The 15,178-nt window shown below is 34.1% G+C and carries 12 protein-coding genes and 2 other annotated features (1 of these 14 running past the window's edge); of the genes, 10 read left to right on the top strand and 2 right to left on the bottom strand.

From position 1 onward, the window contains the following. Nucleotides 1–209: a binding site (T-box leader), on the bottom strand; it reaches 32 nt to the left of the window's first position. A gap of 258 nt (nt 210–467) precedes the next feature. From B5X81_RS18465 to B5X81_RS18430, 8 genes are all read left to right on the top strand, one after another. After that, nucleotides 468–2,372 (top strand): sigma 54-interacting transcriptional regulator, encoded by a 1,905-nt coding sequence (locus B5X81_RS18465; protein WP_079493835.1) that lies wholly within the window; start codon nt 468–470, stop codon nt 2,370–2,372. A gap of 560 nt (nt 2,373–2,932) precedes the next feature. Then, complete coding sequence (locus tag B5X81_RS18460; RefSeq protein WP_079493832.1) at nt 2,933–4,411, top strand: SLC13 family permease; 1,479 nt, start codon at nt 2,933–2,935, stop codon at nt 4,409–4,411. A 15-nt stretch (nt 4,412–4,426) separates the two neighbouring features. Next, nucleotides 4,427–5,362: a hydroxymethylglutaryl-CoA lyase gene (locus B5X81_RS18455; protein WP_208985092.1), complete on the top strand. Its 936-nt coding sequence runs from the start codon at nt 4,427–4,429 to the stop codon at nt 5,360–5,362. Nucleotides 5,363–5,386: 24 nt separating this feature from the next. After that, complete coding sequence (locus B5X81_RS18450) at nt 5,387–6,583, top strand: CaiB/BaiF CoA transferase family protein (protein ID WP_079493831.1); 1,197 nt, start codon at nt 5,387–5,389, stop codon at nt 6,581–6,583. A 13-nt stretch (nt 6,584–6,596) separates the two neighbouring features. Continuing rightward, nucleotides 6,597–6,803, top strand: coding sequence for a 4Fe-4S binding protein (locus tag B5X81_RS18445; RefSeq protein WP_079493829.1), 207 nt, complete (start codon nt 6,597–6,599; stop codon nt 6,801–6,803). Nucleotides 6,804–6,842: 39 nt separating this feature from the next. Beyond that, nucleotides 6,843–7,904: a 3-methyl-2-oxobutanoate dehydrogenase subunit VorB gene (locus B5X81_RS18440; protein WP_079493827.1), complete on the top strand. Its 1,062-nt coding sequence runs from the start codon at nt 6,843–6,845 to the stop codon at nt 7,902–7,904. Further along, nucleotides 7,904–8,650 carry a thiamine pyrophosphate-dependent enzyme gene (locus B5X81_RS18435; RefSeq protein ID WP_079493824.1) on the top strand — a complete coding sequence of 249 codons (747 nt, stop codon included), beginning with the start codon at nt 7,904–7,906 and terminating at the stop codon, nt 8,648–8,650. Before B5X81_RS18440 ends, B5X81_RS18435 begins: the two co-directional genes overlap by 1 nt. Continuing rightward, nucleotides 8,651–9,199, top strand: coding sequence for a 2-oxoacid:acceptor oxidoreductase family protein (locus tag B5X81_RS18430; protein ID WP_079493812.1), 549 nt, complete (start codon nt 8,651–8,653; stop codon nt 9,197–9,199). A 70-nt stretch (nt 9,200–9,269) separates the two neighbouring features. On the opposite strand, the gene ilvN is transcribed toward B5X81_RS18430, so the two are convergent. Together ilvN and ilvB are read right to left on the bottom strand one after the other, a co-directional pair. Continuing rightward, a complete protein-coding gene (ilvN, locus tag B5X81_RS18425; RefSeq protein WP_330397417.1) occupies nt 9,270–9,773 on the bottom strand; it encodes an acetolactate synthase small subunit in 504 nt (167 codons plus the stop codon). Nucleotides 9,774–9,777: 4 nt separating this feature from the next. Beyond that, nucleotides 9,778–11,400 carry a biosynthetic-type acetolactate synthase large subunit gene (ilvB, locus tag B5X81_RS18420; protein WP_079493809.1) on the bottom strand — a complete coding sequence of 541 codons (1,623 nt, stop codon included), beginning with the start codon at nt 11,398–11,400 and terminating at the stop codon, nt 9,778–9,780. A 635-nt stretch (nt 11,401–12,035) separates the two neighbouring features. Then, nucleotides 12,036–12,314 (top strand) — a binding site (T-box leader). A 196-nt stretch (nt 12,315–12,510) separates the two neighbouring features. Here ilvB and B5X81_RS18415 point away from each other — a divergent pair. After that, a complete protein-coding gene (locus B5X81_RS18415; protein WP_079493808.1) occupies nt 12,511–14,049 on the top strand; it encodes a 2-isopropylmalate synthase in 1,539 nt (512 codons plus the stop codon). 30 nt (nt 14,050–14,079) lie between these two features. Next, complete coding sequence (gene ilvC / locus B5X81_RS18410; protein WP_079493805.1) at nt 14,080–15,072, top strand: ketol-acid reductoisomerase; 993 nt, start codon at nt 14,080–14,082, stop codon at nt 15,070–15,072. The last annotated feature ends 106 nt before the right edge of the window (nt 15,073–15,178 follow it).

Raw genomic sequence — 15,178 nt, 5'->3', positions numbered from 1 at the left:
TTAATTGTATCCTAAAATAAGGACACCTCTTTCCAAGATAAAATAAGCTAAGGCCTTTAACGGGGCCAGGCGTTGTCCTCTAATAAGAAATCAACTGTTCAAGGACACTGCTCGGGAGTGAGACGTATATTATTATAGTGTCGGTTTTCACCAGCCACCGATTCTCTGAGACTATAAAATAAAATACCGGTCTCCGTCATAACATTAAGAATTATCAATTTTTTGTTTAATTATACAAGATTATAGCAACAGTATTTTTTATTGTCAAGAAGAAATTTGAAGATTTAAAAAATAAGCAAAATTTTTTAAGAAGAAAAAAATAATATAATTTGACAAAATTCTGCCTTTTTCAATGTTTATAGACTTGATTTTTCAATTTAGAATTTTTAGAATTATGATATAAGTATAAAATTGAGAAATTATGTAATTTGCTCAATTACAAATATTTTCTATTAGAGGTGAATTTTATGACCAGTAATATTGTAGTTATCTCTCCCTATAATGAACTTACTGAAAAAGTAAAAGCTATTGTTGAAGAAATGAAGGAGGAGATAGATGTTTACACGGGATTCTTCGATGAAGCAGTAAGTTTATGTAAAAAACTTGGAGAAAACGAGGATAAGGTTTTTATAAGCAGAGGAGGCAATACTAAATATATTCAAAAAAGAATAAAATTACCTGTAGTAGATATAGTCCACAATTTGGGAGATTATCTGGATGCCTTAAAAAAAGCAAAGGAAATAAAAGAGAAGATAGGGGTATTTTGTTATAACAAAAGATTTGAAGATATAGATACTGTCAGTGAATTAATTAGCGTTTCCATTAAACAATACATATTTAGAGATGAAATGGAGGCTGAAGAATTAGTAAAAAAAGCATTAAAGGATGGCATTGTATTGGGAATTGGTGGGATATTAACAGAGTTTTATTGTAAAAAAAATAATATTGATTATATAAGGATAAATTCTTCAAAGGATTCAATTGTCAACGCCATCAATACTGCAAAAGAAGTCTACAAAATTCAAAAAGAAGAAAAAAGAAAATCCGATGAATATAAAGTTCAAATGGAAAAATATAAAACTGTTTTGAATTTTTCCTATGATGGAATTATAGGAATTGACGAAAATTACAAGATAAATGTATTTAATCCCTGTGCAGAAAAATTAATGAATATTTCCTATGAAGAAGCCATAGGAAAAGATGTTAATAATCTTATACCCAATTTAAAATTAGTAGATATATTAAAAACCGGTGTAAAGGAAATTAATAAAATAACAAAAATAAATAATAGGCATATAACAATAAATAGAGTTCCTATTTCTATTGACAATGAAATTAGAGGGGCTGTATCTACATTTCAGGATATAAAAATAATTCAGGAGAATGAAAGGGAAATAAGAAGGAAACTAGCTAAAAAAGGTCTATTTGCTAAATATTCCTTTAAGGATATTATAAGTGACAGTCAATCAATGAAGGAAACTATTGATATTGCTAAGGGCTATGCGAAAACATCTTCAACCATACTAATATATGGAGAAACGGGAACAGGTAAGGAGTTATTTGCACAAAGCATACATAATTACAGCTTAAGAAATTCAAGACCCTTTGTTGCTATAAATTGTGCGGCACTTCCAGAAAGCATATTGGAATCTGAACTATTTGGATATGAAGGAGGAACCTTTACAGGAGGAAAAAAAGGAGGTAAAATTGGACTTTTTGAATTGGCCCATGAAGGAACTATTTTCTTAGATGAAATTGCTGAAATTCCACTGCCTCTTCAGGCACAGCTCCTTAGAGTCTTACAGGAAAAGGAAATACGAAGATTGGGAAGTGACAAAATAATACCTGTAGATGTGAGAGTTGTTGCTGCCACCAATGCAAATTTGGCTATGGAAGTTAAAAAAGGCAGATTTAGAAAGGATTTATTTTATAGAATAAATATTTTAAGACTGACTTTACCTTCTCTGAGAAAAAGAAGAGAAGATATTAAGAAAATAGGTGTTCATTTTATAAAAAGAAAAGATTACAAATTGTATAGTGAAAATAAGGAAAAATGGGATGAAATTTTCAAATTATTGAAGGATTATGATTGGTATGGAAATATAAGAGAGTTAGAGAATGTATTAGAAAGAACAATGGTTATATTAAAAGAAAAAATATATACTTTCTGCAATTATAAAGATCTTTTAACAAAAGTATTGAACCTTGAAATTGAAAATATGTCCATTGAAAATAAATATACTTCCAATGAAAAACAAAGAATTATAAGGGCTCTAGAAGATTCAAATTGGTCTAAAACAAAGGCAGCTAAAGAATTGGGAATGGGCAGAACCACATTGTGGAGAAAGATAAAGGAATACAAAATAGAGTAAAACAATGAATGTTTCTAAATTCTTTTAGGGAAATTTATTAAAAATTACCTTTGAATTTTTATAAAAATAGTCAAAGGTAGTTTTTTTATGTCTATAACTTATAGATATGTGATTAAGAAATTTAATTTACTTCAGTATCCACTGAGAATCCTTTTTATCTCTGTCTATAAACCAGTTTTTATTTAAATTAAAGGAAAAGGATAAACTGGTTTATAAAAATCGCCTGCAAGGAAACCTCAGAGTCTACTTCCGTTTCTTTAGTTTCTCAGTCACACATTTATAAATATTGAAACGTATGAAACGAAATAAAACGTTATTGAAACAAAAAGTTTCAAGCCCCATAGAGTGTGAAGGCTGTAAAGAAGGAAATTCAATAATAATACAATTGGTATGGCATTTGCGTAATAAGTTTAATATGCTTTGGCAGCCAAGGGAAAAGGTTATCAATATAGGAGTTGAAGGGAGGTAAAGAAAAAAATATTTTAGGATTTTTTAGTTTAGTATTTAATATTGTTCAAGATGGCGTTAAAAATGAGATTTTACATTAAGGAGGATTTAGGATGAGTTTAAAGAAGAAAACCGAAACAACAAAAGTGGCTACAGAAGGCAAATTATCTAAGAAGATAGGCTTTTTTGTAGGATTAGGACTTTTTCTATTTATATTAATAATGCCAACACCCCAGGGACTAGAGCCAATAGGGAAAAGAGTTCTTGCGGTTGCTCTACTAATGGCAACTTGGTGGGGTACTGAAGCAATTCCTATACCTATAACATCATTGTTACCAATAGGATTATTCCCAATTTTAAATATTAGTGGAGCAAAGGCCAATACTGGCATAAGCATGTTACCGCTTTATGCCCATTGGGTAGTTTATCTTGTTTTAGGTGTATTTATATTATCTGCTGCTATTGTTAAATGGAATCTTCATAAAAGAATTGCACTTTATATTATAAAAATTATGGGTAATAAGCCAAGTAGAATAGTTCTTGGATTTATGCTGGCCACAGCCTTTATTTCCATGTGGATGTCCAATACAACAGCAACAGCGATGATGATGCCCGTTGCCATGTCATTACTTATGCAAATAGGAGCTTCCCATAAAGATTCCTTTGGAAAATGTCTGATGCTGGGAATTCCATTTTCGGCTACCATAGGGGGAGTTGCAACTATAATTGGAACAGGTACCAATATGACAGGTGTTGCACTTATTAAAGATACCGTTGGAATAGAGATTTCTTTTTTTGACTGGATGCTTAAGATAGGTCTTCCCTTTGCAGTAATAATAATACCACTAATGTGGTTGTTTATGACAAAATATTACAAAATTAATAGTGGGAAACAATTGTCTACAACAGTTGTTAGCGATGAAATTAAGAAATTAGGAAAAATGAGCAGGGGAGAAACCCTTACAGTTATAATTTTTATTTGTGCTGTTATACTTTGGCTTACAAAAAGTCTTTATAAACCATTATTTCCAATGATTGGAGATGAAACAATTGCTATTCTTGCAGCCATAGCACTTTTTGTAACTCCAGTTGATTATAAAGAGGGTGAGTTTGTACTGGATATTAAAACAGCTGTGGAAAAGGTTTCCTGGGGAACTTTGCTTCTTATAGGAGGAGCTCTTACGATTGGCGTTGCTTTTTCAAATGCAGGATGTGCAACTTGGGTTGCCGGTGGATTAGGATTTTTAAGTAATGTTCCAACTATTGGTATAGTTCTCTTTGTGGCCATAGTAGTTGCCTTCTTAACCGAGGTAACTACCAATATGGTAGTGGTTGCGGCCTTTTTACCAATGTTGGTTGGTATAGCCGAAAGTGCAGGAATACCTCCCTTATTGTTAATGTTAACAGCTACAATTTCTGCAAGCTTTGCCTTTATGCTTCCTCCAGCAACACCACCAAATGCCATTGCATATGGTACAGGTTATATTGATATAAAAGACCTTGTGAAAACAGGATTTTGGGTTAAGTTAATTTGTTTAGTTGTATTTCCATTTATACTTTATTTAATTACAATGAACTTATTTTCTGTATAAATGGGGTCATATAAATTGTTAAATAATTTAAGAGAAGAAGGTGTAATTGTGAATTTACCAAAGAAAGTCAAAATTGTTGAAGTTGGACCCAGAGATGGATTTCAAAATGTAAAGGATTTTATTGAAACAAAGGATAAAATTGAGATTATTAAAAAAATGGTAGATGCAGGAGCTAAGCATATAGAGATAACATCCTTTGTTCATCCAAAATGGGTACCTCAAATGAAGGACGCAAAGGAGGTTCTTGAGGAAGTTAAGGATTGTATAGGGGACAGGGAGGTGGAGCTGATTGCCCTTGTACCAAATAAATATGGTGCATTGAAGGCAAAAGAAGCAGGAGCCCACACAATAACTTATGTTATTTCAGCAAGTGAGGCCCATAATAAAGCAAACGTAAACAGAACAATTGAAGAATCCTTTAAAGAATTGGAGGACATTCAAAAAGAGCTTGGTGATGTTAAATTTAGGTTAGCTCTTGCAACGACCTTTGGTTGTCCATTTAATGAAAAGGTACCAACAAGTAGGATTATAGAAATGGCTAAAAGGGGATTAAGTATGGGAGCTGATAAGATTCTATTGGCAGATACCATAGGAAGTGCCAGTCCATTAAAGGTAAAAAATATAATTAGTGAAATTACAAAGGAAATGAGTCCAGAGCATTTTGTTACCCATTTCCATGATACTAGAGGAATGGGTTTAGCTAATACTTTGGTGGCGTTAAATGAAAATATCACTTACTTTGAATCGGCTGTAGGAGGATTGGGAGGATGTCCCTTTGCCCCTGGAGCTGCAGGGAATATAGCAACTGAAGATTTAGTAAATATGCTTCACTCAATGTCAATTGAAACAGATATAGATTTAAATAAAACTGGGGAAGTAATAGATTTAATAAGAGAAAAAGTTAAATCCCCAATAGTAAGTCATATGGCAAGTTTATGTAAGGAGCAATAAACAAATAATAGGAGGCTTATTCTAATGATGAAGGGTGCTTTAGAAAATATTAGGGTAATTGATTTAACAAGGGTACTTGCTGGACCATATTGTACAATGATGCTTGCAGATATGGGAGCAGAGGTTATAAAAATTGAAATACCCGGAAAAGGTGATGATACTAGACAGTTAGGACCATTTAAAAATGGTGAAAGCATGTATTATGCAAATATTAATAGAAACAAGAAGGGTATTACACTTAATCTAAAATCACCTGAAGGAAAAAAATTGTTTCTTGAAATGGTAAAAAAGGCAGATGTTGTTGTAGAAAATTTTAGACCGGGAGTCATGGACAAATTGGGAGTTGGTTACGATGTCCTTAAAGAAGTAAATGACCAGATTATCTATGCAGCTGTCTCAGGTTTTGGTAGTTATGGACCTTATTTTAAACGACCAGGATACGATATCATAGCCCAGGCCATGGGTGGATTAATGAGTATAACCGGTGAAGAAGGAGGAAACCCAACGAGGGTGGGTAATGCTATGGGAGATGTTCTTGGAGGACTCAATTTAATGATAGGGGTTTTAGCAGCCCTTAATGCAAGGCAAATAATTGGTAAAGGCCAGCGTGTAGACATATCCCTTGTAGATTCTGTAGTGGCAGCCCTTGAAACAGGCACACAAAGATACTTTGCCAGCGGAGAGAAACCAAGACTCATGGGTAACCGCTATGCTGCTGCATATCCATATGATTCCTTTAAAGCAAAGGATGGACAATTTGTTATTGGTTGTGCCAATCAAAAACTTTATCAAAACCTATGTAAAAAGGTATTGAAACGAGAAGATTTAATATCTGATGAAAGATTTAAGACGAATGATCTTAGATGTACCAATCATAAAGCACTTAAAGTTGAAATAGAAAAATGGTCAGAGAATTATACGATAGATGAAGCGGTAGAATTAATTTTGGGAGCAGGTGTACCTGCTGCACCAATTCTTGATCTGGAGCGGGTAACAAAGGATCCTCATATTGCCGATGCTAGAGAGATGTTTGTGGATAATATTCATCCCATTATTGGAAATATGCGTCTTAATGGATGTCCAATCAAACTGATGACTACTAAACCTACAATTAGAAGTCATGCACCAAGTTTAGGTCAATTTAATGAAGAAGTTTATTGTTCTTTCCTTGGATTAGAAAAAGAAGAACTTAAGAATCTTAAAGATAAGGGAGTTATATAAAGGAGAGGTAAAGATGGCTAAAGTAACCTTCAATGAAGATATATGCAAGGGTTGTGAATTATGTATTAGTGTATGCCCGGTAAATATTATAAAAATGGATACATCAAGGATTAATTCCAAAGGCTATCATCCAGCATGGGTTAAAGAAATGGATAAATGCCTAGGCTGCGGGAATTGTGCAACTATTTGTCCCGATGTTGTAATAACCGTTGAAAGATAGAAAAGTTTCGTTAAAAAATCATAAGGGAGAGTAAGCGTAATGGGTAAAATACTGATGAAAGGTAATGAGGCTATTGGTGCAGCAGCTATAAAGGCTGGGTGCAAATGTTTTTTCGGCTATCCTATAACACCGCAAAATGAGCTTCCGGAATATATGTCAAGGGAATTACCTAAAAATGGAGGAGTATTTTTACAGGGGGAAAGTGAAATAGCTTCAATAAATATGGTATACGGTGCAGCAGGTGCAGGAGCAAGAGTTATGACGTCTTCGTCATCGCCGGGGATTGCTTTAAAACAAGAAGGTATTACTTATATAGCAGCCTGTGAGCTTCCATGCGTTATAGTTAATATAGTTAGAGGAGGTCCTGGGCTTGGAGGCATTCAGCCAGCTCAATCCGATTATTACCAAGCAACTAGAGGTGGGGGGAATGGAGATTATAAATTAATAGTTTATGCACCAGCAAATCTACAAGAAATGATTGATTTAGTACAGGAGGCCTTTGAAGTAGCAGACTATTATAGAAATCCGGTTATGGTAATGGGTGATGGTATGATTGGACAGATGATGGAGCCAATTGAATTTAAGGAAATACCAAAGAGGAATTTATCACCTAAAGACTGGGCAACAACAGGAACAGAATGCAAGAGAAATCCTAATATTATAAATTCTCTTTTCTTAGCTCCAGAAGAGCTTGAAGACCTTAATATAAAATTACAGAAAAAATATAAAAAGATTGAGGAAAATGAAGCAAGATATGAAGCCTATAGTTTGAAAGAATCAGAGATTGTTTTTTGTGCATATGGAACTACTTCAAGGATTGTGAAAAATGCAATAGATATTTTACAGAAAGAAGGAATAAAGGCAGGACTTATAAGACCTATAACATTATGGCCTTTTCCCCATGAAGCATTTGATAAAGTCCCCACTACAGCTAAAGGAATAATTAGTGTTGAAATGAGCTGCGGACAAATGGTGGATGATGTTAAAATTGCTTCTAATGGTAGATGGACAGTTGGATTTTACGGTAGATCCGGAGGCATGGTGCCTACTCCACAGGAAATTGTTAACAAAGCAAAGGAAATCTTAGGGGGTGTTAAATAGTGGCAATAATATTTCAAAAAACAAAAGCTCTAACAGATCAACAATTTCATTATTGTCCCGGATGTACCCATGGGATCATACATAGATTAGTTGGAGAAGTATTAGAGGAATTAGGAGTAATAGGAAAAACAATTGGCGTTGCCCCTGTTGGATGTTCTGTTTTAGCCTATAAATATTTTAATGTGGATATGCAGGAGGCCTCCCATGGCCGTGCACCAGCCGTTGCAACGGGAATTAAAAGAGTAGATCCTAGTAAAATTGTATTCACCTATCAGGGAGATGGAGACCTGGCTTCCATAGGAACTGCTGAAGTAGTCCATGCAGCCCATAGAAGCGAAAATATAACTACAATATTTGTAAATAATGCAATATATGGTATGACAGGTGGACAAATGGCTCCTACTACATTGCCAGGGCAAAAAGCCACTACGGCACCAAATGGTAGAGATCCTAAGCATTGTGGGATGCCTTTGAAAATATCTGAAATGCTTGCCACAATTCCAGGGGCCTCCTATATTGAACGGGTATCGGTACATGACCCTGCAAATATAAGAAAGGCCAAAAAGGCCATAAAAAAAGCATTTGAATATCAGCTTTCAGGTAAGGGATTTTCACTTATAGAAGTATTATCTACTTGTCCAACCAATTGGGGTATGAATCCTACCCAGTCATTGAAATGGTTAGAAGACAATATGATTCCATATTATCCCCTAGGAATTTATAAAAAACTAGAGGAGGTGGAATAAATGTTAAGTGAAAAAGTAATTTGTGCCGGTTTTGGTGGTCAAGGGGTTATGTCAATGGGAATGCTTATTGCATATGCAGGAATGTTAGAAGAAAAGAAGGTTTCATGGCTTCCTTCCTATGGAGTAGAAATGCGTGGAGGCACTGCCAATTGTAGTGTAATAGTTTCAGACAGACTTATTGGAGCTCCAATCATTGCTAAGGATGCCACTACGGCTGTAGTTATGAATTTACCATCCTTGAGAAAATTTGAATCGGAGGTTGTAAAGGGAGGGTATTTACTTGTAAACAGCTCCCTTATAGATAAAAAAGTTCAAAGAGAAGATATAAATGCCTATTATATACCAGTTAATGAAATCGCCATGGAAATTGGAAGTGGAAAGGTTGCAAATTTAGTTATGCTTGGTGCATATTTAGAAATTACTAAGACAGTAAGAACAGAAAGTGTTACTAAAGCACTTAGAAAAGTTTTTGGACCATCAACGGAATCCTTTATGCCAATGAATGAAGAAGCATTAAAAAGAGGTGCCCAGGCTGTAAAAGGACAATAGAATTAAAGGATTAATCAAAGGAGCTGTATCTCCTTTGATTAATCCATATAAAGTTAATTATGAAGCTCTCTTAATCAGTTATTTTTGATTTACCTCTTTGAATACCAGTAAAACCGGTACGAACTAGTTCCATTATTCCATAGGGTTTTACAATGTCTACAAAGGCCGATATTTTTCCTTCATCACCGGTTAATTCTACAGTTAGAGTTTCAGTAGAAATATCTACTATATTAGCTCTAAAGATATTAACTGCTTCGTTAATAGCAGTTCTATCACCTGCTCCGGCCTTAATCTTAATAAGTACAAGATCTCTATGAACAGACTGTCCTGGCTTGAGCTCCACAACCTTTATAACATCAATCACCTTGTTTAATTGTTTTGTTATTTGCTCAAGTATATAATCATCTCCTGTAACGGTGATGGTCATTCTAGAGATATTGGGATTTTCTGTTATACCTACTGAAAGACTGTCAATATTATAGCCTCTACGGCTAAACAAACCTGCTATTCTACTTAGTACTCCAAAATGATTCTCCACTAAAACCGATAATACATGCTTATTAATATGAATCACTCCTTTACAAAACACTAAAGATACCTGGGTCTATTGTACATTCAATAATATAGCTGTTTTTACTGTCTAGTGCAGTAATGAAAGCTGTTTTGAGATCTTCATCTGAGGATACTCTAAGACTTTTTAGACCATAGGCATCAGCTATTTTCATAAAATCAGGATTTGCAGTAAAATCTACTCCAAAATATTTGCCTTTTCCAACCTTAAGGTCCTGTAGCTCTCTGACCATTCCAAGTCTATTATTATTAAAGAGTAATATTATAATCTTTTCCCTTGTTTCACATAGTGTTGCCAGTTCACCTAAAGACATTTGAAAGCTTCCATCACCTAAAATACACACAACTGATTTATCAGGCTTAGCTACCTTGGCTCCTATAGCTGCAGGTAGGCTATAGCCCATAGTTCCTAACCCCCCTGATGTAAAGAATTTCCTATTATGATTTATATCTAGATTCCTGGCAGCCCAAATTTGGTTTTGACCTACATCTGCTGTAAATATAGTATCATTGGGGGCAATACTTGATAATGTTTTTAATGCTTTTTTGGGATTGACAAAGGCATCACCGCCGGTATATTCAATTACTGAGTTTTCTTTCAATAAATTAATTCTTTTCATCCAGTCATCAGTATCAAGGGGCTGAATTTTTTCAATAAATTGATTTAAAATATTTTTGGCATCTCCAACTACTGGAATTGTAGTATCTATATTTTTTCCCACCTCGGCAGGATCAATGTCAATATGAATAATATCAATTTTTTCGTTCATTAGCTTAAAGCCTGCAGTGGCACGATCTCCTACTCTAGCACCTATAATCATCAATAAATCTGCCTGCTGTACAATTTTATTCGAAAAGGAATGACCATGGGAACCTACCATTCCAACATAATAATCGGAATCCGAAGGAAGTGCCCCAATACCCATTAAAGTATGAACAACAGGTATTTTTGCTTTTTCAGAAAAAATCTTTAATTCTTTAGATGCACCTGAGCATAATATTCCGCCTCCAGCACAGATCAGAGGGTTTTTACTGTCCCTTAGCTTTTTTAAAGCCCTTTTGATTTGACCTGAGTGTCCTACATAAGTAGGTTTATAACCAACTATATTCACGGCTTTAGGATAAGCAAAATCTATACTTTCCTTTTGAATATCAAGAGGTATATCTATTAGAATTGGACCGGGCCTACCTGTTGAAGCAATATAAAAGGCCTCTTTAAAAATTCTTGGAATATCCTTAGGATTTTTCACAAGATAATTATGCTTAGTAAAAGGTTCAGTTGCTCCTACTATATCAGCTTCCTGAAAAACATCCTTGCCTATTGAAGTTGAGTTTACTTGTCCTGTTATTACTACAAGAGGAATAGAATCCATATAAGCAGTGGCAATTCCAGTTATGAGATTAGTTGCTCCTGGGCCGGAAGTGGCAATGCATACACCAGTTTTATTACCTGCCCTTGCAAAGCCGCTTGCACAGTGGGCTGCTGCCTGTTCCTGTCTAACTAAAATATGTTTTATACTAGAATTTCTTAAGGATTCATATATAGGAACCACTGCTCCTCCGGGATAACCGAAGACAATATCTATACCTTCATTTTCAAGACATTTTATAATAGCATTTGAAACTTTCATATTAATCCCTTCTTTACCAAATATTTTAATTCATAATATTAAATCAATTTTGCTTAATTATAACTATTTTTTCAAAATTAGTTTTTAATATTTTTGCATTATAATAAAATTAAAACCCCAAAGAATGACTTAAAAGATCGGAATTTCCAAGTTATAAACTGTAATTAGCATCGAATTATTACACCGAATTGTTATTTAAGATAATTAACAAGTATTTTAACAAGATTAAATCTTTAAGTCAACTAAATATTTTTAAAATTTTGTGAATTGTACTATAAAAATAAAAACTTGCTGGAAAAATTTTGAGTATATAGATATGTGATTAAGAAATTTAATTTGCTTCAGTAGCCACTGAGAATCCTTTTTATCTCTGTCTATAAACCAGTTTTTATTTAAATTAAAGGAAAAGGATAAACTGGTTTATAAAAATCGCCTGCAAAGAAATCTCAGAGTCTACTTCCGTTTCTTTAGTTTCTTAGTTATACATCTATAAATACTCTGATTGAATTTTTATAAAATTAAAAATGTATAAACATGAAAAACAATTGATAAAATTTCAAAAAAGCAGTTGACTTTTAATATAATATTTGTTAAGATTCAATACAATACTTTAAAAAAATTCAAAAAATAAAATTCCAAAAGCAATGAAGGAGAGCATATTTTAGAAAAGTAGTTTAAGAGAGTCGGTAATTGCTGAGAGCCGATACTGCATCAAAATATTACTCACTCCCGAGCTGCATCTTTGAAAACGTGGAAATATGACTTTAAATATTTTATTGTTATAATACTACAAGTAGGAGATAGATGGTTAGCCCCATTATAGGCTAGGGTTCAATTTACCTCAAAGTGAGTGGTTTTTGCATTTGCAAAAACAAATAAGGTGGTACCACGGGGAGCTATGCCTCGTCCTTAAATAGTATATATTTATGGACGAGGTTTTTTTATTAAATAATTTTTCCGGAAAAATTAAAAAACTTAATATAAGAACTAGTGCAACAAATTAATTTAATATATTGTTATTTAAGATTTTTTAAAACCTTAAAGAATGACTTGAATTTTACACCTTAAAACCTATCATTTAAAACTGTTAAAAGGAAGGGGAGGATTGAAATGGGGAAAAATATTAAGATATTTGATACTACGTTAAGAGATGGAGAACAGTCACCTGGGTGCAGCATGAACCTTCAGGAAAAAATTAAGGTGGCTAAACAGCTGGAATTATTAAAGGTAGATGTAATTGAAGCAGGATTTGCCATAGCCTCTCAGGGTGATTTTAATTCAGTTAAAGAGGTGGCTCAGATTATAAAGAATTCTACAGTGGCAAGCTTAGCTAGGGCCCTGCCTAAGGATATAGATTATGCATGGGAGGCAGTAAAGTATGCTGTTAGACCAAGAATACACACCTTTATAGCGACTTCAGATATTCATATGAAACATAAGCTGAAAATGAAGCCTGAGGAAGTAATTGAAAGGGCAGTAGCAATGGTTAAGTATGCAAAAAAATACTGTGAAGATATTGAATTTTCTGCTGAAGATGGAACTAGAAGTGATCCAAAGTTTTTGGCTCAAATATATGAAAAGGTAATAGAGGCAGGAGCAACTGTAATTAATATTCCTGATACAGTAGGATATACAACACCTGAAGAATACTATGAATTTATAACTAAAATCAAAGAAAACACTTCAAATATTCATAAAGCAGAAATATCCGTCCATTGTCATAATGACTTAGGATTGGCTGTTGCCAACACATTGGCAGCGGCAAAGGCTGGAGCCACCCAATTTGAATGTACCATTAATGGTATAGGTGAAAGGGCAGGAAATGCAGCATTAGAAGAAATAGTAATGGCCATTAATACAAGAAAGGATGTACTAGGATTAGAGTGTAATATTGATACAACTCAAATTATGCGTTCCAGCAGGCTTTTAAGTACTATAACCGGTGTTCAGGTTCAACCTAATAAGGCCATAGTAGGAGCCAATGCCTTTGCTCATGAATCAGGCATCCATCAACATGGAGTACTGGAGGAGAGAAGCACATATGAAATAATGACTCCAGAATCTATAGGACTTACTACTAACAAAATGGTTCTTGGAAAACATTCTGGAAGACATGCATTTAATGAAAGACTTAAGAGCCTTGGGTATAATCTATCAGATGAAGACCTAAGTAAGGCCTTTAAACAATTCAAAGATTTAGCCGATAAAAAGAAGGTCGTTTACAATAGAGATATAGAAGCAATAGTTTCAGAAGAGATTATTGAAATCCCACAAACCTATAAACTTGAAAGATTTGTAATTAATAGCGGAAATGTAATCTCAACAACAGCTTCAATAGCCCTTAGGGTTAAAGATAAACTAATAGAAGAAGCTATGGTTGGAGATGGACCAGTAGATGCAGCATTTAAAGCTATTGAGAAAATTGTAGGAATGGATATTATACTAGAGGACTATAAATTACATTCAGTAACAGAAGGTAAGGATGCCCAGGGAGAAGCAATTGTGAAAATCAAATATGATGGAAAGATGTATAGGGGTAGAGGCCTCAGTACGGATGTGGTAGAAGCTAGCATAAAGGCATATATAAGTGCTGTAAATAAAATGTCATATGAAATATATGGTAAAGATAAAGAAGAAAAGGCTTCGTAGAAAAATGGAAATATAAGGAGGATTTTAATTATGGCAAAAATGTATTATGAAAAAGATGGGAATTTGGAAATATTCAAGGATAAAAAAGTTGCAGTTATTGGATTTGGTAGTCAGGGTCATGCCCATGCATTGAACTTAAAGGAAAGTGGAGTAGACGTTGTAGTAGGACTATATAAAGGAAGCAGGTCCTGGGAAAAGGTTAAGGCAAGTGGACTTGAGGTTATGGAAGTTGCCGAGGCTGCTAAAGTAAGTAATGTAGTAATGATTTTAGTACCTGATGAAAAGCAGAGAAGCATATATATAGAAAATATAAAGCCCTATCTGGAAGAAGGAGATGCATTAGCCTTTGCCCATGGTTTTAATATACATTTTTCACAGATAGTGCCACCGGAATATGTAGATATTTTCATGGTTGCACCCAAAGGCCCTGGACATTTGGTAAGGAGAGTTTATGAGGAAGGAAAGGGAGTACCTGCACTTGTGGCAATTTACCAGGATTACACAGGTAAAGCCAAAGATATAGCCCTTGCCTATGCAAAAGGAATAGGTGCAGCAAGGGCAGGAGTATTAGAAACAACCTTTAAGGAAGAAACAGAAACAGATCTATTTGGAGAGCAATCTGTTTTATGTGGAGGAGTAACAGAGCTTATAAAGGCTGGATTTGATACATTGGTTGAGGCAGGATATCAGCCGGAAATAGCATACTTTGAATGTTTACATGAAATGAAGCTCATAGTAGACTTGCTTTATGAGGGTGGATTTGAAAAAATGAGATATAGTGTTAGTGATACTGCTGAATATGGAGATTACATGGTTGGCAGAAGAATCATAAATGAAGAAACAAGAAAGGAAATGAAAAAGGTTCTAAATGAAATTCAAACTGGAAAGTTTGCTAAGGATTGGTTGTCAGAAAATAATATGAATAGACCTATGTTCAATGCAATCAAAGAAAAAGAACTTCAGCATCCAATAGTAGAAGTTGGTAAGAAGCTTAGAAGTATGATGGATTGGATTAAAGAATAATTAAAAGTTTATAATATCGATTCTTTCAAAATCTTATTGACTAGAATAAAAAGAGGTTTATAGAAGGAGTGTAAAGAGATTTTCTTTATCTCTATCTATAAACCAG

This window comes from Maledivibacter halophilus, from assembly GCF_900167445.1.
Classification (GTDB): Bacteria; Bacillota; Clostridia; order Peptostreptococcales; family Caminicellaceae; genus Maledivibacter; species Maledivibacter halophilus.
The sequence above is the reverse complement of the archived record's forward strand: the minus strand, read 5'-3'. Positions and strand labels throughout refer to the sequence as shown.

Coding starts and splice junctions, on each gene's coding strand:
- B5X81_RS18465 (WP_079493835.1), top strand. CDS start 468: ATGACCAGTAATATTGTAGTTATCTCTCCCTATAATGAACTTACTGAA.
- B5X81_RS18460 (WP_079493832.1), top strand. CDS start 2,933: ATGAGTTTAAAGAAGAAAACCGAAACAACAAAAGTGGCTACAGAAGGC.
- B5X81_RS18450 (WP_079493831.1), top strand. CDS start 5,387: ATGATGAAGGGTGCTTTAGAAAATATTAGGGTAATTGATTTAACAAGG.
- B5X81_RS18445 (WP_079493829.1), top strand. CDS start 6,597: ATGGCTAAAGTAACCTTCAATGAAGATATATGCAAGGGTTGTGAATTA.
- B5X81_RS18440 (WP_079493827.1), top strand. CDS start 6,843: ATGGGTAAAATACTGATGAAAGGTAATGAGGCTATTGGTGCAGCAGCT.
- B5X81_RS18430 (WP_079493812.1), top strand. CDS start 8,651: ATGTTAAGTGAAAAAGTAATTTGTGCCGGTTTTGGTGGTCAAGGGGTT.
- ilvB (WP_079493809.1), bottom strand. CDS start 11,400: ATGAAAGTTTCAAATGCTATTATAAAATGTCTTGAAAATGAAGGTATA.
- B5X81_RS18415 (WP_079493808.1), top strand. CDS start 12,511: ATGGGGAAAAATATTAAGATATTTGATACTACGTTAAGAGATGGAGAA.
- ilvC (WP_079493805.1), top strand. CDS start 14,080: ATGGCAAAAATGTATTATGAAAAAGATGGGAATTTGGAAATATTCAAG.